The following is a 22,757-nucleotide window of genomic DNA, read 5'->3' on the forward strand; positions in this document are numbered from 1 at the left end:
GACAGGCCCACCATAAACGCAGTCGAGTGGGCAGCCCCCTCGGTCAACGACGATCGAATCATGGGCAACATCGGTGGATCAGGCATAGACGTCTGGTGCTAACACCGCAAAAGAACAGGCAAAGACGCCTGGAACCGCAAGGTTTCAGGCGTTTTTTTTTGCTTTTTGAACCGTTTTAGCCGGGTGCTTCTTATGAATTCCAATGTTGCCGCGTTGAACAAAGTGCAAACGCTGATCGTGATCGGCAATGGCATGGTCGGACATCATTGCGTCGAGCAGTTGATTGAGCGGGGCGCGCTTGACCAGTATCGGCTGCACGTCTTCAGCGAGGAGCCGATGCGTGCCTACGACCGCGTGCATCTGTCCGAGTATTTCTCGGGGCGTGATGCCGAATCGTTGGCGCTGTCCGATGCGTCGCTTTACCAGACGCCGGGCGTCACCCTGCATTTGGGTGTGCCGGTGCTGGAAATCGACCGCACCCGTCGCCAGGTGATTACCGCGCAAGGCAGCATCCCTTACGACAAGTTGGTGTTGGCCACCGGCTCTTACCCGTTTGTGCCGCCAGTCGAAGGTGCCGAAGGCGATTCGCGCCTGGTGTATCGAACCCTTGAAGACCTCGATGCGATCCGTGCCGCAGCAGCCAATGCCCGACGCGGCGTCGTGGTCGGCGGTGGCCTGCTGGGCCTTGAAGCCGCCAATGCCCTGAAAAGCCTCGGCCTGGAAGCGCATGTGGTGGAATTCGCCCCGCGCCTGATGCCGGTGCAACTGGACACAATGGGTGGGCTTGCGCTCAAGTCGCAGATCGAAAGACTCGGTGTCGGTGTGCACCTGTCGCGCTCTACTCAATCGATCAGCGCGGGCGAGGAATATCGCTACCGCATGAACTTCGCCAACGACGAGTTTCTTGAAACCGACCTGATCGTGTTCTCGGCGGGCATCCGTGCACAAGATGCGCTGGCCCGGCAATGCGCGCTGGAAATCGGCCCGCGCGGCGGCGTAGTGATCAATGACGAATGCCTGAGCAGCGATCCGGACATTTACGCCATCGGCGAATGCGCCTCCTGGAACGGCGGCCTGTTCGGCCTGGTCGCGCCGGGCTACCAGATGGCGCGCGGTGTGGCGGCACGTCTGTGCAACGACACGGCAGAGCCGTTTCTGGGCGCCGACATGTCGACCAAACTCAAGCTGTTGGGCGTCGACGTCGGCTCCATCGGCGATGCCCATGGCAACACGCCAGGCGCACGCAGTTATCAGTTCATCGACGAAACCACGGCCAGCTATCGACGGCTGGTGGTGGATGCCTCGGGCAAGCATGTCATCGGCGCGGTGCTGGTCGGCGACAACAGCTACTACGACACGCTGCTGCAATACATGCAGAACGCGATTGCCTTGCCGGCGGAACCCGCCAGCCTGATTCTGCCGTCATCCGAAGGCGCGCCGACCCTGGGCCCGGGCGCGTTGCCCGAATCGGCCACGGTCTGCTCGTGCCACAACGTCACCAAGGGTTCCATCTGCTCGGCCATCGATGGCGGCTGCACCGACCTGGGCCTGCTCAAGTCTCAGACCAAAGCCTGCACCGGCTGCGGCGGTTGCGCCGGTCTGCTCAAGCAAGTGTTCGAACATGAGTTGATCGCCCGGGGCGTCAGCGTCGACAAAAGCCTGTGCGAACACTTTGCCTATACCCGTCAGGAACTGTATGCGCTGGTCCGCGTAGAAGGGGTCATCACCTTCGAAGAACTGCTGGCCAAACACGGCCGCGGCCACACCGGTTGCGACGTCTGCAAACCGGCCGTGGGCTCGATTCTCGCGTCGTGCTGGAACCAGCCGATCATGGACGCATCGCTGGTGCCATTGCAGGACACCAACGACACCTTCATGGCCAACATGCAGAAAAACGGCACCTATTCGGTGGTGCCGCGCATTCCCGGCGGCGAAATCACCGCCGACAAACTGATCGCGATCGGTGTCGTGGCGAAAAAATACGACCTCTACACCAAAATCACCGGCGGTCAGCGGATCGACCTGTTCGGCGCGCAGTTGCATGAATTGCCGGACATCTGGGCCGAGCTGATCGAAGCCGGTTTCGAAACCGGGCACGCCTACGGCAAATCGACCCGGACGGTGAAGTCGTGCGTCGGCAGCACCTGGTGCCGTTATGGCGTGCAGGACAGCGTGCAAATGGCCCTGACCATCGAGGACCGCTACAAGGGATTGCGCTCGCCGCACAAACTCAAGTTCGCAGTGTCCGGTTGCACCCGTGAGTGCGCCGAAGCCCAGAGCAAAGACGTCGGCGTTATCGCCACCGAGAAGGGCTGGAACCTCTACATCGCCGGTAACGGCGGCATGCGCCCACGCCACGCCGAGCTGTTCGCCACAGACCTGGACGATGCCACGCTGATCCGCTACATCGACCGTTTCCTGATGTTCTACATCCGCACCGCCGACAAACTGCAGCGTACCTCGGTGTGGCGCGAAAGCCTGGAGGGCGGCCTCGATTTCCTCAAAGAGGTGATCATCAACGACAGCCTCGGGCTCGGCGCCGAACTCGAATCGCAGATGCAACTGGTGGTCGACCGCTACGAATGCGAGTGGGCCAACGCCCTCAAAGACCCGGAAAAACTCAAGCGCTTCCGGACCTTCGTCAACGACAAACGCCCGGACCCGGACATCCATTTTGTCCAGGAACGCGGCCAACGGCGCCCGATCATGGCTGCCGAACTCAACCTGATCCCTGTCACCGAGGAGATTGCCTGATGAGCCAGTCCACTACCCAACGCATCGATTCCCTGGCCGACAGCGATGTCTGGCAAAGCGTGTGCGAGCAGCAGGACCTTGTCTCTAACTCCGGCGTCGTCGTGTGGCTCGACGGCGCACAAGTGGCGCTGTTCTACCTGCCGGGCGCGGAGGGCCGAAGCCTCTACGCCATCGACAACCATGATCCGCAATCCGGGGCGAACGTCATCGGGCGCGGGCTGGTCGGCAGCATCAAGGGGGACCTCGTGGTTGCTTCACCGATCTACAAACAGCATTTCCGTCTTGAGGACGGCAGTTGCCTGGAGTACCCGCAGCAACGTTTGCGGGTCTGGCCGGTGCGGCTTAACGGCGGCGTGGTGGAAGTCGGGCTGGCTTGAGGTCAAGCATCGGCAATGAGCAACGATAGCGGAGGCATCCATGAAAACAGCCGCACAGCTGCTGAAACTGAAAGTCGTGCAAAACCAGCACGTGCATAGCATCGCGCCAGACCAAATGGTGCTTGAAGCACTGAAAATGATGGCCGAGAAGAATGTGGGCGCGCTGCCGGTCATCGAAGCGGGGCAGGTGGTCGGCGTTATCAGCGAGCGCGACTATGCGCGCAAGGTCGTTCTGCAGGGGCGTTCCTCGGTCGGCACGCCGGTGCGCGACATCATGAGCGCGCCGGTGGTGACAGCCGACAGTCAGCAGAGCATCGAGCGCTGTATGGAAGTCATGACTGACAGCCACCTGCGGCATCTGCCGGTGTTGGATAGCGGCGAGTTGATCGGGTTGTTGTCGATTGGCGACCTGGTCAAAGAGGCAATTGTCGAGCAGGCCGATTTGATCCGGCAATTGGAGTACTACATTCGCGGGCACTAAGCGGGCCGGGGGCATGCTGAAGCCGTATTGGCGCGCGCGGGCGAAGCGGTTGAGCCTGCGTCGCAACATGCAAAGCACCTGACAAATTTTTTTTGAAATCAAGGGGTTGCCAGCCTTCGGAAATCAGTACATAATTCACGCCATCGAAAGCACTGACCGCTGAAAAAGCTCAATGTTTTCAAGGAGTTAGATCTAGATCTTCTCCAAGACTGTACGCGTTTGGTGTTGTGCTACATGACATCAGATGTTTGAGGCCGAGTAGCAAAATGGTTATGCAGTGGATTGCAAATCCACCTACGCCGGTTCGATTCCGACCTCGGCCTCCACTTTAAACAAGCTCCGTAGATCGATGATTTACGGAGCTTTTTTATTTGCGTTGCCCTGCAAGATTTAGTCTTGAAATGGGCGTTTGCAAACTTGCTTCACCGGGACGGGATGTATATATTTCGTCCTCTGCTGCACAGGCGTCAGAACTGACAGATCATCATTTGTCAGCCATCAGACTGCCTGACCGCGCTACCGCCCGAATGGCGAAACTGGTAGACGCATGGGACTTAAAATCCCCCGCTCGTAAGGGCGTGCCGGTTCGATTCCGGCTTCGGGCACCATGAATATCAAAGGCTTGCGTGAGATACCTCACGCAGGCCTTTTTCATTTTTACTCGGCTATTTCTCGAAGTGTTCTGCGAAGATCACTTTGCCGACTTCATCTTCTTGCGAGGCCCAGGATGGCATGGAAGACACTTAAGTACCTGATGGTATCGGGTATCGTTCTGGCGAGCGTGGCCTACGCGTCAAGGTATGCGTACTTCAATTACTACATGGAGTACCAGGCTAAAAACCTTGTCAGGGATTATCTGAAAGACCCTCAATCCGCGGTGTTCAGGAACATTGACTCCAGGCACCAGGTATTTTGCGGCGAGGTGAACAGTAGAAACAGCTTCGGGGGAATGGTCGGTTTTTCAAGGTTCATCGCACTTCCTCGCGATAGCAGAGTTTTTCTGGAAGAAGAGTTTGAAAGCCGAAACGCTCGGGGGTTGTTTGAGCAGTCGTGGAGGCTGACCTGCGAACCGGCTTGAGAGGAAGTCTCACCATAATTTATAAAATCAAGGGTTTGCCAGCGAAAGCTGATGCAAACCCTTGTTTGTTTCCGGTCAACTATTTTCACTTGCCGCTTTTGTCCGCAGGCTGATTCGCCTTGCGTCGATCAGCGCCGGAAGGGTTGCCGGTGTCAACGAGCCTTCTTTCTCGCAATATATTTTGCAATGCCTGACGAGCTGCCGGATCAAGCTGATGTTCTCTTGCTTTGAGCTCCAGCAAGATCGGGCTGGACCAGCGGCAGTATTCTTCTTCCGCCTCACGGATCGTCGTCATTTACTCCTCCTTGATCGGGCGCCTGCCCACATCGTCGGGGCAGAATCGATGCGATAGAAACCCTAGCTGAGGAAAACGCTTATCGCCAAAAATGAAATGGCATACAGCGCTATTGAACTGATCGTCGAATAATCTATTCGGCTGATCTCAACCCCAGACACCCGTAGCCGCCGTGCGTCGAACGGAGTGAAATCGCCGAAACGAGAAATCATGGGGCCGGCGGCCGGGCCGAGTGAACGTGCTTCAACCGCCGAACCTGTCCGTTAAACGAATGGTTGACCGCTAAAACCACGGGGCAACCGTTGCAGCCCGGCCATGGCGGTAAGCCGCTCGACCCATGCTGCGCGCCAGTCATTGGCAGTGTGAGTGGCTTTGGCTTTGCGGGCGGCGCGGCGTGCCGCGTTGCGTTGGTCTTTGCGTGCATCCTTGTATGCATCGGTGTTTCGGCAACTTCTGCATTTCACTCGGTTCAGTTCAGTGGTTGAGGTGAGCTTGCTGCCTTTGTGGCCGCAAGCCAGATGCCCGGCAACTTTGAAGTGAGTAACCATCAGACGCCTCCTTCGTGACGTGTGACTGTTTGACCTCCCGCGAGTGATGACGTTCGTTGAATGCAGGCGAGCAAAAAGAAGGCCCGCATGCGGGCGGGCCAAGGGATATTTCAAAAGGAGTAGGGCTACAGTAAGGCGTGAGTTGTGAAGGCTGTGTGAAATGACCGGACAAAAAAAATCCCGGTACAGGGCCGGGTTTGGGATTCAGTAGCAGGTGATCAGGCAAGGACGCACCCGGTGACGATCATCGTCGCCGTTCATGCGTCCTGGCCGTGCGCTCGTGTCCGGAGTCCAGATCGAATCATCTGAACCGCGGCAGCGGCGGCTCGACAGGTTTTAGCGAAGACAGCGTGTTACGAATCAGCGGCGTGTCCTTCTCGATGTCGTTCAGGCGATCACGAATCCTGAGGGCGGTCGGATGCCCGCCTTGATGATCGACCCAGTCGGCGATTTCCTTGCACGCTGCGGCCAAGCGAACCTGGCGCGAGTCGAGCAGGGTGAGCAGGGTGGTGATGGACTCTTTTTCGGACATGGCAAACACCTCCGTTCAAGAAACCTGGCAGTGGCAGCAAAAAGCCCGCAAAGAGCGAGCTTTCTGCCGATGGGGTCGCTGTTCCCTCAGCCATTTTCAGTATAGACCCGGGCTTCAGCCTTGTCGGGCCATCACTTGCGATCTGGCATTGAGTTGATCGCACGTGCGTTGGGCTTTTTCTTCAAGATCGTAGCCGTCACCGATGTAGCCGTTAGTCCGGGTGTCGGTGATGCGATACCAGACGGCGGCTTCAGGTGGCTGATGTTGGTCTTCACCGGCTCGGCGGCCATAAACGATGATCTTGTTGCAACGCTTAACAACGTAAATGTCTTCCATGGCTTCACTCGAAGCTAATTTGTGTCACAACAACTATAGAAGCCATTCGTAATCGCGCAAAAAATGAACAGGTCAGTTCGTCGGTTGAGTCGCCTCGATCATCGTCTCCAAATACATCGCCAGCCCGACTTCCTCGGCCCTCAAGCCTTTACGTGTTCTCGGGCGCGGTAACCCGGCCAATGCCCCCATCAGGAAACCCTCAAGCACCGCCGGGTGGATGTAGCACTTGCGACAAACTGCTGGGGTGTTGCCAAGTTGCCTGGCGACGTTCTTGACCATCTCCACCACATGCCGCCTGGCGTCTGATTCCGGTTCCCACTGCAAACCGCGCAACACCGACAACGCCAGCGCGCTACCAGCCCAGGTGCGGTAATCCTTGGCGGTGAAGTCGGTGCCGGTGAGGGTTTGCAGGTAGGCGTTGACGTCGGAGGAACTGACGGTGTGCCGCTCGCCGCTTTCATCCAGATACTGAAACAGGTTCTGCCCGGGAATCTCCTGGCAGCGTTTGATGATTCGTGCCAGGCGCCGGTCTTTCACGGTGATCTGGTGCTCGACGCCGCTCTTGCCCCGGAACTGGAACCGGATCGCACTGCCGTTGATCTCGACGTGCCGGTTGCGCAGCGTGGTCAGCCCATACGAGCGGTTGTCCCGGGCGTATTGCGTGTTGCCGACCCGAATCAATGTCGCGTCGAGCAAGGTAATGACCGTGGCCATGACCTTGTCACGGCTGAAGCCCGGCGCGGCCAACAGCGTTTCAAGCTGTTTGCGCAGTTTCGGCAGGGCGAGCCCGAAATCCCGCAGGCGCGAATATTTGTCGGCATCGCGCACTTCGCGCCAGCGCGGGTGATAACGGTATTGCTTGCGCCCCCGGGCATCACGGCCAGTGGCTTGCAGATGCCCACGCGGGTCGGCGCAAATCCAAACGTCGGTGTAGGCCGGGGGTACGGCGAGGGCATTGATACGTTTGATTTGGTCCGGGTCGGTGATGCGTTTTCCGTCCGGGTCGAAGTAGCTGAACCTGCCGCGCAGTTTCTTGCGGGCGATGCCGGGCTGGGTGTCATCGATATAATGCAGGTCAGGTGGCAGCACATCAGTCAGCGCGGAATCGGGCATGGCGGTAGTCCTTGGCGACGAATCAGGGGCCGTTACAGCCATTGACCGCGTGCCAGTGCAGTCGTGCCAGCGGATTTACGCCAGCACCGCCACCGCTTTGATTTGCGCCCAGAGCTGTTGGCCGGGATGCACCTGCAATTGATCCCGGGAGTAGCGGGTGATTCGCGCCAGCAGCGGTGTGCCGGCCGCGTCCAGGCGAATCAGCACGTGGGCGGCGTTGTCTGCGCCCATTTCACTGATCACGGTCACCGGCAGACGGTTGAGGATGCTGCTTTGCTCGGCGCTGTGCAGGCTCAGGCTGACATCGCGCGCCTGGACCTTGCAGCGCAGCGCCTGGCCGGGGTCCATCGGCGTGTGCGTCACGCGGATGTTCAGAGCGGTGCCTGGCAGTTGCAAGGTCAGCAACTGATAATCGGCGTCATAGGCACTGACGTGGCCCTCGATCACCACGCCGGCGTCATCGCCCAACGCCAAAGGCAAATCGAGCCGGGCCAGCGTTTCGCCGATAGGGCCGCTGGCCAGGGCTTTGCCGTTGCTGAGCAGGACGATGTGGTCGGCCAGTCGCGCCACTTCATCCTGGGAATGGCTGACGTACAGCACCGGGATGTCCAGTTCATCGTGCAGCCTTTGCAGGTAGGGCAGGATCTCGCTTTTGCGTTGCGAATCCAGCGCCGCCAGCGGTTCGTCCATCAGCAACAGTTTCGGGCTGGTGAGCAGCGCGCGGGCAATGCCGACACGCTGTCGCTCGCCACCCGACAAGTGCTGCGGATGGCGGTCCAGCAGATGACCGATACCCAACAGCTCCGTCGCGTGCGCCAGGTCGACCCGGCGTTGGTGTCTGGGGATTCGCTTGAGGCCGAACTGCAGGTTCGCCAACACCGACAGGTGCGTAAACAGACTGGCTTCCTGGAAGACATAGCCGATCGCGCGTTTGTGCGGCGCTACGAAAATCTTCTTGTCGCTGTCCTGCCAGACTTCATCGTTGACCTGGATAAAGCCTTGTTCGGCCCGCTCCAGGCCTGCGATGCAGCGCAAACAGGTGGTCTTGCCCGAGCCGGAATGGCCATAAAGCGCGGTGACGCCACGGCCGGGCAGTTGCAAGTCCACATTCAGGGCGAAACCCGAATACCTCAGTTTCAGACGTGTTTGAATCATCGATCAGCTCCAGCCCGCTTTGGTTTTACGGCTGGAGTACAGCGCCAGCAACACGGCAAACGAGAACACCAGCATCGCCCCGGCCAGCCAGTGGGCCTGGGCGTATTCCATGGCTTCGACGTGATCGTAGATCTGCACCGAGACCACGCGGGTCTTGTCGGGGATGTTGCCGCCGATCATCAGCACCACGCCAAACTCACCGACGGTGTGGGCGAAACCGAGAATCGCGGCGGTGATGAACCCCGGTCGGGCCAGAGGCAGGATCACGCTGAAAAAGGTGTCCCAGGGATTGGCGCGCAAGGTCGCAGCCACTTCCAGTGGGCGGGTGCCAATGGCAGAAAAAGCGTTTTGCAACGGCTGGACCACGAACGGCATCGAGTAGAGCACCGAGCCGATCACCAATCCGGCAAAACTGAACGTCAGGGTGCCAAGCCCCAGCGATTGAGTGAAGTGGCCGATAAAGCCGTTAGGGCCTAGCGCCAGCAACAGATAAAAACCGATCACCGTGGGCGGCAGCACCAGGGGCAGGGCGACAATCGCCCCGACCGGGCCGCGCAGCCAGGATTGGGTGCGCGACAGCCATAACGCAATCGGAGTGCCGATCACCAGCAGGATAACTGTCGTCAGGGACGCCAGTTTCAGGGTCAGCCAGATGGCGGAAAAATCGGCACTCGTCAGCGTCATTTAGAGTTGGTAACCGTAGGATTTGATGACAGCAGCGGCTTTCGGACCTTTGAGGTAGTCAACCAGCGCCTTGGCAGCCGGGTTGTCCTTGCCTTTGTTGAGGATCACCGCGTCTTGTTTGATCGGGTCGTGCAGGCTGGCTGGAACGATCCACGCCGAACCGCTGGTGACTTTGCCGTCTTTGTAGATCTGCGACAAGGCGACAAAGCCCAGTTCTGCGTTACCGGTTGAGACAAACTGATAAGCCTGGGTGATGTTCTGGCCTTCAACGATCTTGTCTTTGACCTTGTCGGTCAGACCCTGCTTGGCCAAAACCTGGGTGGCAGCCAGGCCATAAGGGGCGGCTTTCGGGTTGGCGATGGAGAGATGCTGATATTCGTTCTTTTTCAGCACATCCCCTTTGGCATCGACGTAACCTTCTTTAGCCGACCACAACGCCAGGGTGCCAACGGCGTAAGTGAAGCGCGAACCCTTGACGGTGTCGCCTTCGGTTTCGAGTTTTTGCGGGGTGGTGTCGTCCGCCGAGAGGAACACTTCAAACGGTGCGCCATTCTTGATCTGCGTATAGAACTGGCCGGTTGCACCGAAGGAAGTGACCAGTTTGTGCCCGGTGTCTTTCTCGAAATCGGCAGCGATTGCCTGGATCGGCGCGGTGAAGTTGGCCGCGACGGCGACCTGGACTTCGTCCGCCTGGGCTGCGCCAATGGCGAACACAGCGAGCAGGCTCGCCAGGCAAGTAGGGGCAAAACGTGAGGCACGAATGGTCATGAAACGGCTCCGTTGTAGGCAGGGACAGCGAGGGCTTAAAACGCTATATAGCGGAATATATAGCGAATTGCCTGCAAACGGAATGTGTTGATCTCGATTGCATTGCGGCGAAACGCCTCGCCCCAGGTCTTGTGCCTAGCGGTGCAACAGTTTCGCCAAGCCGTCTTGGGCCAGACGCTGCGTCAATTCTGCTGTCGTCATCTCAACCCCCAACCTGAACGCCTGCCCGGCCCAGAGGTTGCTGAAATCCGCTTCGCCCTTTGCCCGCAATGGCATCAACGCCCCACCCGCCAACGGGAAGGCCGGTGCTTTATCGCAGATCGGTCCGAGTTCGCGCATCACGCGATTGAGAATCCCGCGTGCCGGGCGGCCGGTGAAAATGTTGGTGACGGCGGTCTCGCTTTCTTTGGCCGTGCGCAACGCCTTGTGATGAGAGGCGCTGACCTTGGCTTCCGGCGTAAACAAATACGCCGTGCCCACCTGCACCGCGGACGCGCCCAACAGAAACGCCGCCGCCACGCCCCGTGCATCGGCAATGCCGCCAGCGGCAATCACCGGCACTTTCACCGCGTCGACAATTTGCGGCAGCAGCGCGAAGAGGCCCACCTGGCTGCTCAAATCGTCGCTGAGAAACATGCCCCGATGGCCGCCAGCTTCGTAACCCATGGCGATGATCGCGTCACAGCCATGCTGCTCAAGCCAGACGGCTTCTTCGACAGTCGTTGCCGAAGACAGCACTTTCGCCCCGGTCGCCTTGACGCGATCCAACAGGGATTTTTCCGGTAGGCCGAAGTGAAAGCTCACCACTTCGGGACGACATTCTTCGATCACTTCACAGGTCGCGTTATCGAACGGCGCGCGATTGGATACCGGCGTCGGTGCGTCGAAATCCACGCCGAGTTCGCGGTAGTAGGGTTCCAGCAGATTCTTCCAGTCCCGGGCACGCTGCTCGTCGGCAGGGGGCGGCTGATGGCAGAAGAAGTTGACGTTGATCGGGCGCTGAGTGTGTTGGCGAATGGTCTTCAATTCTTCGCGCAACTGCTCGGTGGTCAGCATGGCCGCGGGCATCGAGCCCAGGCCGCCGGCATTGCTCGCGGCGATCACCATGGCCGAACCTGTAGCGCCTGCCATCGGGGCCTGGATGATCGGCAGTTCGATCCCCAGCAAATCAATGATTCGGGTATCTGGCCATTGGCTCATTTCAAGGTTCTCCGGGTCATGACGGGGAAGGGCTGTAGAACGGGACTTGTATCAGCAAAGACAGGCGCAAGACCAATCGGGTTTTTGGATGGGGCATTCCTGGATTGGCTTAAAGTCGGGTACGGCAAAAGGTAGCAGTGTGATATTCCAGTAGCACGACAACTGAATGATCTGACAGGAGACGACAATGTTCCAAGGCATTTTGATCGACAAAGACGACAGCGGTTACCGGGCCACACTGCAAGAGATCAATGACGATCAACTGCCTGAGGGCGATGTGACAGTGCGTGTGGCGTACAGCACGCTGAACTTCAAGGACGGTCTGGCGATCACCGGCAGCAGCCCGGTGGTGCGAAAATTCCCGATGGTGCCGGGCATTGATCTGGCAGGGACTGTCGAAGTCAGTGGGCATCCGGACTACAAGGTCGGTGATCAAGTCGTACTCAATGGCTGGGGAGTCGGTGAAGGGCATTGGGGCGGATTGGCGCAGAAGGCGCGCCTGAATGGCGACTGGCTGATTCCGCTGCCTCGGGAATTCACCGCTGCCCAGGCAATGGCGATCGGCACGGCCGGTTACACGGCGATGCTGAGCATCCTGGCCTTGGAACATAACGGTGTGACGCCTGAGCAGGGTGACGTTTTGGTCACGGGCGCCAACGGTGGTGTAGGCAGTTTCGCCATCGCGCTGTTGAGCAAGCTCGGCTACCGGGTGGTCGCGTCCACTGGCCGCACCTCCGAACACGACTACCTCAAGCAATTGGGTGCCAGCGAAATCATCGACCGCGCGACCTTGTCCGAGCCGGGAAAACCGCTGGCCAAAGAGCGTTGGGCGGCCGTGATCGACTCGGTCGGCAGTCACACCCTGGCCAACGCCTGTGCCAGCACGAAAGCCAACGGCACTGTCGCCGCGTGTGGTCTGGCGCAAGGCATGGACTTCCCGGCCTCTGTCGCCCCGTTCATTTTGCGCGGCGTAACCCTGGCCGGAATCAACAGCGTGACCCAACCCAAAGCCAAACGGGTATTGGCATGGAACCGTCTGGCCAAGGATCTGGACTTTGCCTTGCTGCCGCTGATCAGCCACGAAATCGGTTTGAGTGAGGCGATCGATGCGGCACCGCGATTGCTCGCCGGCCAGCTGCGTGGCCGTGTGGTGGTGGATGTGAATCGCTGAAAGCAAAAATCGCAGCCTGCGACTGCCGCAGGCTGCGATCTTTTTATTTATTGGTTTTCGCGCTCCAACAACTGCCGCTTGCGCTCCACTCCCCAACGATACCCCGACAAGTTGCCGTCACTGCGCACCACGCGGTGGCACGGGATCGCCACCGCCAGGCTGTTCGCGCCGCAGGCCTGGGCCACGGCGCGTACCGCTTTCGGTGAGCCGATGCGCTGCGCGATGTCGGCGTAGCTGGCGGTGCTGCCGACAGGAATCTCCCGCAGGGCTTGCCAGACGCGCTCCTGAAACGCCGTGCCGCGCACATCCAGAGGCAAGTCCAGGCCGATGGCTGGCGCTTCGATAAACCCGACAACCTGGGCGATCAACTGCTCGAACCTGTGGTCGGCGCCGATCAGGTTGGCCCGCCGAAACTTGTCCTGCAGGTCGCACACCAATTGGTGCGGATCATCACCCAGCAGAATCGCGCACACACCGCGTTCGCTTTGCGCCACCAGAATCGCCCCTAAAGAACACTGGCCGACGGCAAACCGAATGTCGTTGTTCTGGCCTTCGGCACGGTAATCGCCAGGTTTCATCCCCAACAATTGATCCGCCGCCTCATAAAATCGGCTATTGGAATTGAAACCGGCGTCATACAAGGCATCGGTCACCGAGCCTCCATCGATCAAGCGTTGGCGAACCTTGCGTGAACGGTGGGCCGTGGCGTAGCCCTTGGGCGTCAATCCGGTCACGGCTTTAAACACTCGGTGAAAGTGGAAGCTGCTCAGGCCCGCCACGTCCGCCAGTTCACTCAGTGCCGGCAGATGCTCTGCGGTCTCGATCTGACGGCACGCGGCAGCCACCGTTGCGGCATGTTGCGCGGCGACGTCACTTTGATCCTTCGCCGCGCGTTTGCTCGGGCGGTAGCCAGCCGCCTGGGCTTGCTCGGCGGTGTCGAAGAATTCGACGTTCTGCGGCTTGGGCAAACGCGCCAGACTGCTGGGGCTGCAATAGATGCCGGTGGTTTTCACTGCATACACAAACTGCCCGTCTGCGCGGGGATCGCGTGCGACGACGGCGGCCCAGCGCGGATCGTTTTCGGTGGCGATTCTTGTCGATTGGCGTGTCATGGCTTCTTGTCCGTTGACCTGTTTGATTCAGATTAACCAGCCGGCGCAGTCGTCGCACTCCGGGGCTTGCGGTCAAATTCGGGGATTCATTTTGCGGTACGAAACGTGAAGTTGATCCGTTGCTCGCCCATTCGCGGGTGCTGACCGTCCTTGATCGGCAAGACACCGTGATAACGCAAGCGATCAACGCCGCCCCAGACCACGATATCGCCGTGCAACAGTGGCACTCGCTGGCTTTTATCGCTGCGTTCAAACCCGCCGAACAGGAACATCGCCGGCAAGCCCAGGGAGACCGAAACGATCGGCGCCGCGTAGGACGCTTCATCCTTGTCTTGATGCAAAGACATTTTGGCGCCGGGGACATAACGGTTGATCAGGCAGGAATCGGGTACGAAATCAGCAAAACCGGCTTCGCGTGCTGCCGCTTGTGCGAGCGCCAAAAACACCGCGGGCATGGCCGGCCAGGGCGCGTCGGTTTGCGGATCATTGCGGGTGTAGCGATAACCGCTGCGGTCGGTGGTCCAGCCCCATGTGCCGCAACTGCTCATGGCTGCCGACATGATGAAGCCGCCGGGCGTGACCATCTGCCGAAGCGGTGCAGCGGCCAGAACCGCTTCCAGTGCAGGCAGCAAACGATCCAGCCAGGGCAGGGCAAAGCCTCTCAGTACGCAGGACTGTTCGCCGATCTGCTCGCGCCGAGGTAGCTGCTCGGGCTCGGCGTCGGCAAACAGGTCGAAAGTGCTCGGGGTCATGGGGTCATGTCGCATCGTGAAAGATGATTCCAAGGGTATGCCGTTTTCCGCTGTGCAGGCGACTGACCCCGTGGCGCAACGTGACACGGTAGAAGCCGCGAACGCCTTTGACTGGTCGTTGGTTGACGGCAAAGATCAGCCCGTCACCTTTCTTCAGGCCAATCACCTGGGGGCGAGACTGCATCCGTGGCCGTTGCTCGGTCAGTACAAACTCGCCGCCGGTGAAATCTTCGCCTGGCTCTGACAGAAGAATCGCCACTTGCAGTGGGAAGACATGTTCACCGTACAGATCCTGATGCAGGCAGTTGTAGTCCTGTGGCCCATATTGCAGCAACAACGGCGTTGGGCGCTCCTGACCGGCGGCATGACAGCGCTCAAGGAACGCCTCGTGCTTCGGGGGGAAACGGATCGGCAAGTCCATCTGCTCGTACCAGCGATTGGCAATCGGCACCAGTCGCGGGTAGAGCGCATTGCGCATTCGGCAGACGAGATCCGGTAGCGGATAGCGGAAATATTTGTACTCGCCGCGGCCAAAGCCGTGGCGGGCCATCATGACCTGTGAGCGGAAAGGCTCTGGTTTCGCATAGAGCGCGCTGATGTCGTCACACTCTTCGGCACTCAGCAATGACCGGATGATGGCGCAGCCATCCTGATCGAGTTGCTGGTACAGGCTGTCCCAGTCGAGTGCATCGAGCGTACGCTCGTTAAACATGTGCTGACTCCTTAACCCAGGGTTGAGGTGGCCAGTCTAGGGAGCGCTGCCGTCGTGAACACTCAGGCGCTTGCGGTCGAATTCAACGGACGGAGCAGACATCCCGGTTGTCGCTCCGAATCCCGTTACAGCGCTTTGCTGACGCTGATCTCGCTGATGACGTCTTCGCCCTGGCCATGAATGGCGTCCAGCGCGGCTTTGGCTTCTGCTTCGGTGCCGTTTTCAAGCTGGGCAAATTCGAAGCGGCGTTCGCCGTTGAGTTTGTATTTGATGACGTACTTGGTTGTTTGGGTCACGGTCATATCTGCCTGTGTTCGAGTCGGGCGGTGCTCAGCTCAGTTTCGTGGTGGAGCGGCGGATGATCTTGATCGAGTGGGACAAGGTCGGTTTGCGGGTCACGCTGATCGCCCGACGGTTGACGGTGTCGATGGTGATGTTCCAGAAACCGGTGCTTGGTGCAGTAATACGGGCCGGGAAGGTGTCGAATGCACCACCATGGTAAGTGTGACGGCCGCCATTCTTGAAGCTGCGGAAATTGGCGTCGTTCATCAAGCGGATGTTGCACATTTGCGAGCACTGGATGACGACGATGTCGTCTTCGTTGAGGTGCTCGCGCTGGTGGATAAATTTCATGAGGCGCCTCCAGAAGGGCTTTTTCTACAAAATCAAAACGATAGCATGGGCGATGGGCGCAGTTTATCAGCCCGAACGGGTTATTATCCGGTCGTCGGGCTCCGCTTTGACAATTAAAAACAGTTATTCGGAATTCTATGAGCGATAAAAGCAGTGGGCCTCGGAGAAAACCAGCATTTGTGCTGTCGGAGGGGCTTTATCGGAGGTTTTTTATGAAGTGGGGTGCGTGGGTTTTGCCATTGGCGTTGGCGATGAGTGGTTGTGCGAGCGTTTCGGAAATCAACGAGACGCTGCCCACCATGAGCGTGATTTCAGGCAAGAAGCCCCATGAGTACGCACAATGCCTGACCGAAAAACTGGCCAGCAGCCGCGGCGCCCTGCAAGTCGAGCCGCAGGGCAAAGACGGTGTGCGGGTCATTGTGCCGCAGAAGTTCTCCTCGGGGCCGGCCGCTGTATTTGATATCGAAGAACGCTCCAGTGGCAGCAGCATCAAGCTGCATGAGCGCATCTCCAATGTGCCGTTACGCCCCATGGATGTGCGCGATGCCGCCACGGCGTGCATTTCCGGCTGATAGACTGGCGACAGTCAGCATCGATGCCGTCAAAGCAACGCTTTGGCGGCATTGTCATTTCTGGAGTCGAGCATGAAGCGAGAGCAGGTACGGGAACGGCACGCAGAGGGTCACATCTCTGCTACCCATGTGATTCAAAATCCGGCTGATCCGGGGGAATGGATCGTGTTTTTCAAGAAAAGCGCCGGACGCAGCTATTTTCTGGTGGACGATAACGATGAAGTCGAATCCTTCAGTCGTCTCGACGATCTGATCGAGACCGTGCGCGGTCTCGGGATCAAGTTCGCCGAAATTCACATGTAGGGCAGGGCGCCTTACTTGCAGACCACCACGACGCTGCGGTTTTTGTAGTTGCCTACGTCGACGCCGAGGGTCTTGTCGCTCTCCTTGGTCGACGGGGTTCCGTCAGTGCCGACGATTCGATAGCCGGTGCCGGCGCAGGAGGCATCGGCTTTTTCATAGCAGGAGGCCCAGGAATTGGCTTCGCCGGAGCAGTCGATGGACAGGCCTGTTTCGCCATTGCCCAGGTAAGTCTTTTCAGAGGTGGCGCAGCCACTCAGGGCCAATATCGCAATCAAAGGCAAAAATCTATTCATGTCGTGGTCGTCGTCAGGGTGATGGGCTAAGCCTGTGACAGCGCCGGAATCAAAAGGTTATAGCGAAAGGCCACTTCGTTTCATCCAATCACAAAAAAGCCCTGCGCGAGGCAGGGCTTGGTCATGCAAATCGGCTCCGGATCAGGACTTGTCCTTGCCGCGACGCTTGGGCTCCGGGTGTTCGAGTTCCAATACAGACGCCACTTCAATCGCCAACGCTTCAGTCGGGAATGGCCCGGCGATATTCTCGCCGCTGACGCTGGCTACCCACCACTGGCCGTCTTTCGCCTGATTGATCAGGAACCCGTTGACACTTTTTGCTACCGACATGTATCTGCCTCGTTGGCTGGTTCAATTGCGCAATGATAACGCCAAACGCACGCAACCGGTGTTGATGGGTGTAGGGTGGGTGCGATTGCATGCTCGGTTGTCGCCTGTGCAGCCCCGAAAATCTGCTATCTATAAGAGGCATCGCGACGTTCTGCGGAACTATCCGCAAGAATATTTCTCTATGTTGGCATCGGTTAGCCAGTGCGGGGCATTGTAAGGTGCACGCCGCCTGATTAGACTGCGCCGAAACTCGTACACACAGCCCTTTCAAGGACTTTTATGATCAAGAAATGCTTGTTCCCAGCAGCCGGTTACGGTACTCGCTTCCTGCCAGCGACTAAAGCCATGCCCAAAGAAATGCTGCCGGTGGTAAACAAGCCACTGATCCAGTACGGCGTCGAAGAAGCTCTGGATGCCGGTTTGACCGAAATCTCCATCGTTACCGGTCGTGGCAAGCGCGCCCTGGAAGACCACTTCGACATCAGCTACGAGCTGGAAAACCAGATCAAGGGCACCGACAAAGAGAAATACCTGGTCGGTATCCGCAAACTGCTCGACGAGTGCTCTTTCTCCTACACTCGCCAGACCGAAATGAAAGGCCTGGGTCATGCCATCCTGACCGGTCGTCCGCTGATCGGCGACGAACCTTTCGCCGTGGTGTTGGCGGATGACTTGTGCGTCAACCTCGACGGTGACGGCGTACTGACGCAGATGGTCAAGCTGTACAAACAGTACCGCTGCTCGATCATTGCGATCCAGGAAGTCGATCCGCAGGAAACCAACAAGTACGGCGTAATTGCCGGTGACCTGATCGGTGATGACCTCTACCGCGTTCGCAACATGGTCGAGAAACCAGCCCCGGAAGACGCGCCGTCGAACCTGGCGATCATCGGTCGTTACATCCTGACCCCGGACATCTTCGACCTGATCAAGCAAACCGAACCAGGCAAGGGCGGCGAGATCCAGATCACCGACGCCCTGATGAAACAGGCGCAAAACGGTTGCGTCATTGCCTACAAATTCAAAGGCAAGCGTTTTGACTGCGGTGGCGCTGAAGGCTACATCGAAGCAACCAACTTCTGCTTCGAGAACTTCTACAAGACTGGCAAGGCTTACTAATAGCGTTTGACCTGCTTGTTTCTTAAAAGCCACCTTCGGGTGGCTTTTTCATTTTCCGGCCCCATATCGTTTGCAGCGCTTGCCCAACGGACGTCTGCGGGTATGCTGTTTGCCTGCCGAGGAGATTGAAAATGGCCTACGATTTTGACCTTTATGTGATTGGTGCCGGTTCCGGCGGTGTGCGGGCTGCGCGATTCGCGGCCGGGTTTGGCGCGAAAGTGGCCGTGGCCGAGAGTCGTTATCTGGGCGGTACGTGCGTGAACGTCGGCTGCGTGCCGAAGAAGTTGCTGGTCTACGGTGCGCACTTCGCCGAAGACTTCGAGCAATCTTCGGGCTTTGGCTGGACGCCGGGCGAAGCACAGTTTGATTGGGCGACGCTGATTGCCAACAAGGATCGCGAGATCAATCGCCTGAATGGCATCTATCGCAACCTGCTGGTCAACAGCGGTGTGACCTTGCATGAAGGCCACGCGAAGATCGTCGATCCTAATACGGTCGAGATTAATGGCGAGCGCTTCACTGCAAAGAACATCCTGATCGCCACCGGTGGCTGGCCGCAGATTCCGGAGATTCCGGGGCATGAACACGCGATCAGCTCCAACCAGGCATTCTTCCTCAAAGAGCTGCCAAAACGTGTGCTGGTTGTCGGTGGCGGTTACATCGCCGTTGAGTTCGCCGGTATTTTCCACGGCCTGGGCGCCGAAACCACCTTGCTGTATCGCGGTGACATGTTCCTGCGCGGTTTCGACGGCGCGGTGCGCAAGCACTTGCAGGAAGAACTGACCAAGCGTGGCATGAACCTGCAATTCAATGCCGACATCGAGCGCATTGAAAAACTCGCCGACGGCAGCTTGAAGGCTATGCTCAAGGACGGTCGCGAACTGGAGGCGGATTGCGTGTTCTACGCCACTGGCCGACGTCCGATGCTGGACAACCTGGGGCTGGAAAACACCGGGGTCAAACTCGACAAGAAAGGCTTCGTCGAGGTCGATGAGCAATACCAGACCGCCGAACCGTCGATCCTCGCACTGGGTGATGTGATCGGTCGGGTTCAGCTCACGCCGGTTGCGCTGGCTGAAGGCATGGCCATTGCGCGTCGCTTGTTCAAGCCTGAGCAGTATCGCCCGGTGGATTACAAGATGATCCCGACGGCCGTTTTCAGCTTGCCGAACATCGGCACAGTCGGCCTCACGGAAGAAGAGGCTCGCGAGGCCGGCCATGACGTGGTGATCTTCGAAAGCCGTTTCCGCCCGATGAAGCTGACCCTGACCGAATGTCAGGAGCGCACGCTGATGAAGCTCGTGGTGGACGGCAAAACCGACAAGGTGTTGGGTTGCCACATGGTCGGACCGGATGCCGGCGAGATCGTGCAAGGTCTGGCGATTGCCTTGAAGGCGGGCGCTACCAAGCGCGACTTCGACGAAACCATCGGCGTGCACCCGACGGCCGCCGAAGAGTTCGTCACCATGCGTACACCGGTCGCGGGTTAATCGGCCTTGGCTGCGTCTGGCGCTGTCGCAATGACCGCTGCCAGGCGCACGCTTTCATCAAGGCTCGCCTGAGTCTTCAGTAATTCAATTTCCAGCGCTTTGTTTATCTGCGACTGTTCCTCGACGTTCTGCTTCAGCGACTGGCTCTCCAGCAGTGCTGCGCGCAGGCGTTCCTGGAGGAGGGTGCGTTCGCTGTCGATCCGGTTGACCTGTTCCAGCAGTTGATCCTGGCGGGTATGGGTGTGCTTGAGTTGTTCCTGCAACAGGCTCAGCTCGCGCAATGTGCCGCGGTTTTCAGTCAGCAAGCGTTCGTTGTCGCGATGCAGTTGGGTGATTTCATCCTGGCGCACCAGAGCGCTTTGCTGGGCCTGGCGCAACTCCATTTGAATCTGTTGCACCTGGCCTTCATGGCGGCTTTGTTCCTGCTCGCGCTGCTCTTTGACGGCGTTGCGATAGTGCTCAAGTGCGTCACGGGCGTGCAGGTGTTTTTCCTCAAGGGAGCGGATCTGCTCGTCCTTGTCCTGCAAGCGCAACTCGAAATCGGCCAGCGCCTGATTCATTCCGGCGTTACGGGTTTGCTCGGTCTGCAGCATCGACAGGGTGTTGTGCAGGGTGTCGGACTCCTGCGTCAGCGCCAGGGTTTGAATCTCGTACTGCTGCTGCAATTCGCTGTTGGCTTCCTGGGCGTCTGTCAGCTGGCTTTCCAGGTCTTTTCGTTGCTGTTCGAACTGCGCGCGTGCCTGATCGATGGGTTCCTGCGCCTGCTCTTTGAGTCGTTGCGCAAGGCGCGAGACCAGCCCGGCCAGCTCGTCGTCGATGGGTTCGGAGGAGGGCGCTACCGGCTCGGCGCCGTCATCCAGCTCCTTCAAGTACCGGTGAATAGTGGTTTTCGAGCCGGTATTGCCCATTTCGATCCGTACTGCATCGATGCTGGGGTTTTCACCGCGAGCCAGAATTGCCAAGCGTGCCGCTTGCACCACTGCTTTGTTAACACCACCGCGTGCCATGAACTCTCCTACGATTTCGTACTGTGGTACATACCACCAAAGTACACAATGTACCACGCCAATAAACAACATTAAATACGCTAAGTATTCACACGGGATATACTGGTATTACCCCGTGTGACAGCGATCCTGAATTGTTCGCAGCTCCATTTCCGTACACAACCCTCCTGTAGGAGCGAGCCTGCTCGCGAAAAACCTCCAGGCACCGCGATCACTCAGGCAGTTAGCGTCATCGTTTACGTCCATCGCGAGCAAGCTCGCTCCTACAGGAGTCACCGCCATGAGCGATCTGGATCGTTACCTGCAAGCCGCCACGCGCGACAACACTCGCCGAAGCTACCGGGCGGCCATCGAACATTTCGAAGTCGATTGGGGCGGGTTTCTACCGGCCACGGCTGACAGCGTTGCGCGCTATCTGGTGGCGTATGCGGGTGAGTTATCGATCAATACGTTAAAGCTGCGGTTGTCGGCCCTGGCGCAGTGGCACAACAGCCAGGGGTTTGCCGATCCGACCAAGGCGCCCGTGGTGCGTAAAGTCTTCAAAGGCATTCGCGCGCTGCACCCGGCGCAGGAGAAGCAGGCTGAGCCATTGCAGCTTCAGCATCTGGAGCAAGTGGTGGCCTGGCTTGAGCAGGAGGCACAAACCGCGAAATCAAAAGACGACCGACCGGCGCTGCTGCGGGCACGACGTGACGCAGCGCTGATCTTGCTGGGTTTCTGGCGCGGTTTCCGCAGCGACGAGTTATGCCGCCTGCAAATTGAACACGTACAGGCCAGTGCCGGTTCAGGCATCACCCTGTATCTGCCTCGCAGCAAGAGCGACCGCGAAAATCTTGGCAAGACTTACCAGACGCCGGCGTTGCAGCGATTGTGTCCGGTGCAGGCATACATCGACTGGATGACCGAGGCCGCATTGGTGCGCGGGCCGGTGTTCCGTGGCATCGACCGCTGGGGTCATTTGAGCGAAGAGGGCTTGCACGCCAACAGCATCATCCCGTTATTGCGCCAGGCACTGGAGCGCGCCGGCATTGCGGCCGAGCACTACACCAGCCATTCGTTGCGACGGGGTTTTGCCACGTGGGCCCATCAAAGCGGTTGGGATTTGAAATCGCTGATGAGTTACGTCGGCTGGAAGGATATGAAATCGGCCATGCGTTACGTAGAAGCCAGTCCGTTTCTGGGGATGACGCGGATTTCGGAAAAGCCGTTGGCGCCCTAGATACCTTTTCCTTCTATTAATACTGTCTGCTAATAGCGAAAACCAATCAGCAGCATGAGGTTTGCCAATGAGCCATCCGTCCGTCGAGTGGGTAGAGTTCACTCCATCAACTTCTTAACCCCTGACGGAGAGTCAACGATGCCTATCATCAACAGCCAAGTTAAACCATTCAAAGCTGACGCATTCAAAAACGGCGACTTCGTAAAAGTCTCGGACGCGGACCTGAAAGGCAAGTGGTCGGTTGTATTCTTCTACCCAGCAGACTTCACCTTCGTTTGCCCGACCGAACTGGAAGACCTGGCTGACAACTACGACGCGTTCCAGAAACTGGGCGTCGAGATCTACAGCGTTTCCACTGACACCCATTTTGCCCACGCTGCCTGGCACAACACTTCGCCAGCCATCGGCAAAATCCAGTACACCATGATCGGCGACCCGACCCACGCTATCTCCCGCAACTTCGACGTACTGATCGAAGAAGCTGGTCTGGCTGACCGTGGCACCTTCGTGATCAACCCAGAAGGCCAGATCAAAATCGTTGAACTGAACGATGGCGGCGTTGGCCGTGACGCTTCCGAGCTGCTGCGCAAAATCAAGGCTGCCCAGTACGTTGCTGCTCACCCAGGCCAGGTTTGCCCAGCCAAGTGGAAAGAAGGCGAGGCCACTCTGGCTCCGTCCCTGGACCTGGTCGGCAAGATCTAAGTCTGTGACACGCTTCAAAGG

The 22,757-nt window shown here is 58.6% G+C and carries 28 protein-coding genes and 2 tRNA genes; 13 read left to right on the forward strand and 17 right to left on the reverse strand.

Annotated features, from left to right (window positions below; all coding sequences use genetic code 11):
* The first annotated feature begins 192 nt into the window (after positions 1 to 192).
* The 6 genes from nirB to KGA82_RS05825 all read left to right on the forward strand — a co-directional run bounded on the left by nirB (position 193) and on the right by KGA82_RS05825 (position 4,690).
* Entirely contained in the window at positions 193 to 2,754 is a 2,562-nt protein-coding gene (gene nirB / locus KGA82_RS05800) for a nitrite reductase large subunit NirB (protein WP_223449916.1), read from the forward strand.
* On the forward strand, positions 2,754 to 3,131 hold the full coding sequence (gene nirD / locus KGA82_RS05805) for a nitrite reductase small subunit NirD (protein ID WP_223435746.1): 378 nt from the start codon (positions 2,754 to 2,756) through the stop codon (positions 3,129 to 3,131). Before nirB ends, nirD begins: the two co-directional genes overlap by 1 nt.
* Before the next feature lie 40 nt (positions 3,132 to 3,171).
* Complete coding sequence (locus KGA82_RS05810; protein WP_008029579.1) at positions 3,172 to 3,612, forward strand: CBS domain-containing protein; 441 nt, start codon at positions 3,172 to 3,174, stop codon at positions 3,610 to 3,612.
* Positions 3,613 to 3,864: 252 nt separating this feature from the next.
* Positions 3,865 to 3,938, forward strand: a tRNA-Cys gene (locus tag KGA82_RS05815).
* A 195-nt stretch (positions 3,939 to 4,133) separates the two neighbouring features.
* Positions 4,134 to 4,220, forward strand: a tRNA-Leu gene (locus KGA82_RS05820).
* A gap of 119 nt (positions 4,221 to 4,339) precedes the next feature.
* A complete protein-coding gene (locus tag KGA82_RS05825; protein WP_223449917.1) occupies positions 4,340 to 4,690 on the forward strand; it encodes a hypothetical protein in 351 nt (116 codons plus the stop codon).
* Positions 4,691 to 4,775: 85 nt separating this feature from the next.
* On the opposite strand, the gene KGA82_RS05830 is transcribed toward KGA82_RS05825, so the two are convergent.
* From KGA82_RS05830 to KGA82_RS05870, 9 genes are all read right to left on the reverse strand, one after another.
* Positions 4,776 to 4,985 carry a hypothetical protein gene (locus tag KGA82_RS05830; protein WP_008031035.1) on the reverse strand — a complete coding sequence of 70 codons (210 nt, stop codon included), beginning with the start codon at positions 4,983 to 4,985 and terminating at the stop codon, positions 4,776 to 4,778.
* A gap of 263 nt (positions 4,986 to 5,248) precedes the next feature.
* Complete coding sequence (locus tag KGA82_RS05835; RefSeq protein ID WP_008036910.1) at positions 5,249 to 5,533, reverse strand: hypothetical protein; 285 nt, start codon at positions 5,531 to 5,533, stop codon at positions 5,249 to 5,251.
* A gap of 301 nt (positions 5,534 to 5,834) precedes the next feature.
* On the reverse strand, positions 5,835 to 6,065 hold the full coding sequence (locus KGA82_RS05840; RefSeq protein WP_008031039.1) for a hypothetical protein: 231 nt from the start codon (positions 6,063 to 6,065) through the stop codon (positions 5,835 to 5,837).
* A gap of 114 nt (positions 6,066 to 6,179) precedes the next feature.
* Positions 6,180 to 6,401, reverse strand: a complete 222-nt coding sequence (locus tag KGA82_RS05845) for a hypothetical protein (protein WP_223449918.1) — start codon at positions 6,399 to 6,401, stop codon at positions 6,180 to 6,182.
* 72 nt (positions 6,402 to 6,473) lie between these two features.
* Positions 6,474 to 7,514 (reverse strand): DNA topoisomerase IB, encoded by a 1,041-nt coding sequence (locus KGA82_RS05850; protein ID WP_223449919.1) that lies wholly within the window; start codon positions 7,512 to 7,514, stop codon positions 6,474 to 6,476.
* Positions 7,515 to 7,589: 75 nt separating this feature from the next.
* Positions 7,590 to 8,669: a molybdenum ABC transporter ATP-binding protein gene (modC, locus tag KGA82_RS05855; protein WP_223449920.1), complete on the reverse strand. Its 1,080-nt coding sequence runs from the start codon at positions 8,667 to 8,669 to the stop codon at positions 7,590 to 7,592.
* A gap of 3 nt (positions 8,670 to 8,672) precedes the next feature.
* Positions 8,673 to 9,353, reverse strand: a complete 681-nt coding sequence (modB, locus tag KGA82_RS05860; RefSeq protein ID WP_192416215.1) for a molybdate ABC transporter permease subunit — start codon at positions 9,351 to 9,353, stop codon at positions 8,673 to 8,675.
* Positions 9,354 to 10,121, reverse strand: a complete 768-nt coding sequence (gene modA / locus KGA82_RS05865) for a molybdate ABC transporter substrate-binding protein (protein ID WP_223449921.1) — start codon at positions 10,119 to 10,121, stop codon at positions 9,354 to 9,356.
* 135 nt (positions 10,122 to 10,256) lie between these two features.
* Entirely contained in the window at positions 10,257 to 11,321 is a 1,065-nt protein-coding gene (locus tag KGA82_RS05870) for an NAD(P)H-dependent flavin oxidoreductase (protein WP_223449922.1), read from the reverse strand.
* 187 nt (positions 11,322 to 11,508) lie between these two features.
* Here KGA82_RS05870 and KGA82_RS05875 point away from each other — a divergent pair, with 187 nt between their 5' ends.
* Positions 11,509 to 12,492, forward strand: a complete 984-nt coding sequence (locus KGA82_RS05875; protein ID WP_192416217.1) for an MDR family oxidoreductase — start codon at positions 11,509 to 11,511, stop codon at positions 12,490 to 12,492.
* Positions 12,493 to 12,539: 47 nt separating this feature from the next.
* On the opposite strand, the gene ada is transcribed toward KGA82_RS05875, so the two are convergent.
* From ada to KGA82_RS05900, 5 genes are all read right to left on the reverse strand, one after another.
* Entirely contained in the window at positions 12,540 to 13,604 is a 1,065-nt protein-coding gene (gene ada / locus KGA82_RS05880) for a bifunctional DNA-binding transcriptional regulator/O6-methylguanine-DNA methyltransferase Ada (RefSeq protein ID WP_223449923.1), read from the reverse strand.
* An 86-nt stretch (positions 13,605 to 13,690) separates the two neighbouring features.
* The gene (gene alkB / locus KGA82_RS05885) at positions 13,691 to 14,371 is read right to left on the reverse strand and encodes a DNA oxidative demethylase AlkB (protein WP_192416218.1); all 681 of its coding nucleotides are present in this window, start codon (positions 14,369 to 14,371) and stop codon (positions 13,691 to 13,693) included.
* Positions 14,361 to 15,068, reverse strand: coding sequence for a 2OG-Fe(II) oxygenase (locus KGA82_RS05890; RefSeq protein ID WP_223449924.1), 708 nt, complete (start codon positions 15,066 to 15,068; stop codon positions 14,361 to 14,363). Before KGA82_RS05890 ends, alkB begins: the two co-directional genes overlap by 11 nt.
* Before the next feature lie 125 nt (positions 15,069 to 15,193).
* Positions 15,194 to 15,364: a hypothetical protein gene (locus KGA82_RS05895; RefSeq protein WP_162130704.1), complete on the reverse strand. Its 171-nt coding sequence runs from the start codon at positions 15,362 to 15,364 to the stop codon at positions 15,194 to 15,196.
* Positions 15,365 to 15,398: 34 nt separating this feature from the next.
* The gene (locus KGA82_RS05900) at positions 15,399 to 15,701 is read right to left on the reverse strand and encodes a DUF1883 domain-containing protein (RefSeq protein WP_008031060.1); all 303 of its coding nucleotides are present in this window, start codon (positions 15,699 to 15,701) and stop codon (positions 15,399 to 15,401) included.
* Positions 15,702 to 15,913: 212 nt separating this feature from the next.
* On the opposite strand from KGA82_RS05900, the gene KGA82_RS05905 reads away from it, so the two are divergent.
* Positions 15,914 to 16,273, forward strand: a complete 360-nt coding sequence (locus KGA82_RS05905) for a hypothetical protein (RefSeq protein ID WP_223449925.1) — start codon at positions 15,914 to 15,916, stop codon at positions 16,271 to 16,273.
* A gap of 72 nt (positions 16,274 to 16,345) precedes the next feature.
* On the forward strand, positions 16,346 to 16,576 hold the full coding sequence (locus KGA82_RS05910) for a hypothetical protein (protein WP_008031064.1): 231 nt from the start codon (positions 16,346 to 16,348) through the stop codon (positions 16,574 to 16,576).
* Between the two features lie 11 nt (positions 16,577 to 16,587).
* Here the strand turns inward: KGA82_RS05910 and KGA82_RS05915 are convergent, their stop codons facing one another.
* Together KGA82_RS05915 and KGA82_RS05920 are read right to left on the reverse strand one after the other, a co-directional pair.
* A complete protein-coding gene (locus KGA82_RS05915; protein WP_008036896.1) occupies positions 16,588 to 16,869 on the reverse strand; it encodes a hypothetical protein in 282 nt (93 codons plus the stop codon).
* Positions 16,870 to 17,010: 141 nt separating this feature from the next.
* Positions 17,011 to 17,199, reverse strand: a complete 189-nt coding sequence (locus KGA82_RS05920) for a hypothetical protein (protein WP_008036894.1) — start codon at positions 17,197 to 17,199, stop codon at positions 17,011 to 17,013.
* A 279-nt stretch (positions 17,200 to 17,478) separates the two neighbouring features.
* Between KGA82_RS05920 and galU the strand changes: the two genes are divergently transcribed.
* Positions 17,479 to 18,318, forward strand: a complete 840-nt coding sequence (gene galU / locus KGA82_RS05925) for a UTP--glucose-1-phosphate uridylyltransferase GalU (RefSeq protein ID WP_008036893.1) — start codon at positions 17,479 to 17,481, stop codon at positions 18,316 to 18,318.
* 131 nt (positions 18,319 to 18,449) lie between these two features.
* Positions 18,450 to 19,808 carry a glutathione-disulfide reductase gene (gene gorA, locus KGA82_RS05930; protein ID WP_223449926.1) on the forward strand — a complete coding sequence of 453 codons (1,359 nt, stop codon included), beginning with the start codon at positions 18,450 to 18,452 and terminating at the stop codon, positions 19,806 to 19,808.
* On the opposite strand, the gene KGA82_RS05935 is transcribed toward gorA, so the two are convergent.
* Positions 19,805 to 20,815, reverse strand: coding sequence for a DNA-binding protein (locus KGA82_RS05935; protein ID WP_192227055.1), 1,011 nt, complete (start codon positions 20,813 to 20,815; stop codon positions 19,805 to 19,807). The genes gorA and KGA82_RS05935 overlap by 4 nt on opposite strands.
* Positions 20,816 to 21,095: 280 nt before the next feature.
* On the opposite strand from KGA82_RS05935, the gene KGA82_RS05940 reads away from it, so the two are divergent.
* Together KGA82_RS05940 and ahpC are read left to right on the forward strand one after the other, a co-directional pair.
* Positions 21,096 to 22,034 carry a site-specific integrase gene (locus KGA82_RS05940; protein WP_223449927.1) on the forward strand — a complete coding sequence of 313 codons (939 nt, stop codon included), beginning with the start codon at positions 21,096 to 21,098 and terminating at the stop codon, positions 22,032 to 22,034.
* A 138-nt stretch (positions 22,035 to 22,172) separates the two neighbouring features.
* Complete coding sequence (gene ahpC / locus KGA82_RS05945; RefSeq protein ID WP_007975937.1) at positions 22,173 to 22,736, forward strand: alkyl hydroperoxide reductase subunit C; 564 nt, start codon at positions 22,173 to 22,175, stop codon at positions 22,734 to 22,736.
* Positions 22,737 to 22,757 lie beyond the last annotated feature (21 nt).

It is taken from the genome of Pseudomonas sp. BF-RE-22, assembly GCF_019956155.1.
Taxonomy (GTDB): Bacteria; Pseudomonadota; Gammaproteobacteria; order Pseudomonadales; family Pseudomonadaceae; genus Aquipseudomonas; species Aquipseudomonas migulae.

Coding starts and splice junctions, on each gene's coding strand:
- KGA82_RS05835 (WP_008036910.1), bottom strand. CDS start 5,533: ATGGTTACTCACTTCAAAGTTGCCGGGCATCTGGCTTGCGGCCACAAA.
- KGA82_RS05900 (WP_008031060.1), bottom strand. CDS start 15,701: ATGAAATTTATCCACCAGCGCGAGCACCTCAACGAAGACGACATCGTC.
- galU (WP_008036893.1), top strand. CDS start 17,479: ATGATCAAGAAATGCTTGTTCCCAGCAGCCGGTTACGGTACTCGCTTC.
- KGA82_RS05905 (WP_223449925.1), top strand. CDS start 15,914: ATGAAGTGGGGTGCGTGGGTTTTGCCATTGGCGTTGGCGATGAGTGGT.
- nirD (WP_223435746.1), top strand. CDS start 2,754: ATGAGCCAGTCCACTACCCAACGCATCGATTCCCTGGCCGACAGCGAT.
- KGA82_RS05890 (WP_223449924.1), bottom strand. CDS start 15,068: ATGTTTAACGAGCGTACGCTCGATGCACTCGACTGGGACAGCCTGTAC.
- KGA82_RS05845 (WP_223449918.1), bottom strand. CDS start 6,401: ATGGAAGACATTTACGTTGTTAAGCGTTGCAACAAGATCATCGTTTAT.
- KGA82_RS05810 (WP_008029579.1), top strand. CDS start 3,172: ATGAAAACAGCCGCACAGCTGCTGAAACTGAAAGTCGTGCAAAACCAG.
- KGA82_RS05935 (WP_192227055.1), bottom strand. CDS start 20,815: ATGGCACGCGGTGGTGTTAACAAAGCAGTGGTGCAAGCGGCACGCTTG.
- KGA82_RS05870 (WP_223449922.1), bottom strand. CDS start 11,321: ATGAGCCAATGGCCAGATACCCGAATCATTGATTTGCTGGGGATCGAA.
- ahpC (WP_007975937.1), top strand. CDS start 22,173: ATGCCTATCATCAACAGCCAAGTTAAACCATTCAAAGCTGACGCATTC.
- KGA82_RS05840 (WP_008031039.1), bottom strand. CDS start 6,065: ATGTCCGAAAAAGAGTCCATCACCACCCTGCTCACCCTGCTCGACTCG.
- modB (WP_192416215.1), bottom strand. CDS start 9,353: ATGACGCTGACGAGTGCCGATTTTTCCGCCATCTGGCTGACCCTGAAA.
- KGA82_RS05830 (WP_008031035.1), bottom strand. CDS start 4,985: ATGACGACGATCCGTGAGGCGGAAGAAGAATACTGCCGCTGGTCCAGC.
- KGA82_RS05850 (WP_223449919.1), bottom strand. CDS start 7,514: ATGCCCGATTCCGCGCTGACTGATGTGCTGCCACCTGACCTGCATTAT.
- modC (WP_223449920.1), bottom strand. CDS start 8,669: ATGATTCAAACACGTCTGAAACTGAGGTATTCGGGTTTCGCCCTGAAT.
- KGA82_RS05875 (WP_192416217.1), top strand. CDS start 11,509: ATGTTCCAAGGCATTTTGATCGACAAAGACGACAGCGGTTACCGGGCC.
- nirB (WP_223449916.1), top strand. CDS start 193: ATGAATTCCAATGTTGCCGCGTTGAACAAAGTGCAAACGCTGATCGTG.
- alkB (WP_192416218.1), bottom strand. CDS start 14,371: ATGCGACATGACCCCATGACCCCGAGCACTTTCGACCTGTTTGCCGAC.
- ada (WP_223449923.1), bottom strand. CDS start 13,604: ATGACACGCCAATCGACAAGAATCGCCACCGAAAACGATCCGCGCTGG.
- KGA82_RS05910 (WP_008031064.1), top strand. CDS start 16,346: ATGAAGCGAGAGCAGGTACGGGAACGGCACGCAGAGGGTCACATCTCT.
- KGA82_RS05940 (WP_223449927.1), top strand. CDS start 21,096: ATGAGCGATCTGGATCGTTACCTGCAAGCCGCCACGCGCGACAACACT.
- KGA82_RS05915 (WP_008036896.1), bottom strand. CDS start 16,869: ATGAATAGATTTTTGCCTTTGATTGCGATATTGGCCCTGAGTGGCTGC.
- KGA82_RS05920 (WP_008036894.1), bottom strand. CDS start 17,199: ATGTCGGTAGCAAAAAGTGTCAACGGGTTCCTGATCAATCAGGCGAAA.
- KGA82_RS05825 (WP_223449917.1), top strand. CDS start 4,340: ATGGCATGGAAGACACTTAAGTACCTGATGGTATCGGGTATCGTTCTG.
- gorA (WP_223449926.1), top strand. CDS start 18,450: ATGGCCTACGATTTTGACCTTTATGTGATTGGTGCCGGTTCCGGCGGT.
- modA (WP_223449921.1), bottom strand. CDS start 10,121: ATGACCATTCGTGCCTCACGTTTTGCCCCTACTTGCCTGGCGAGCCTG.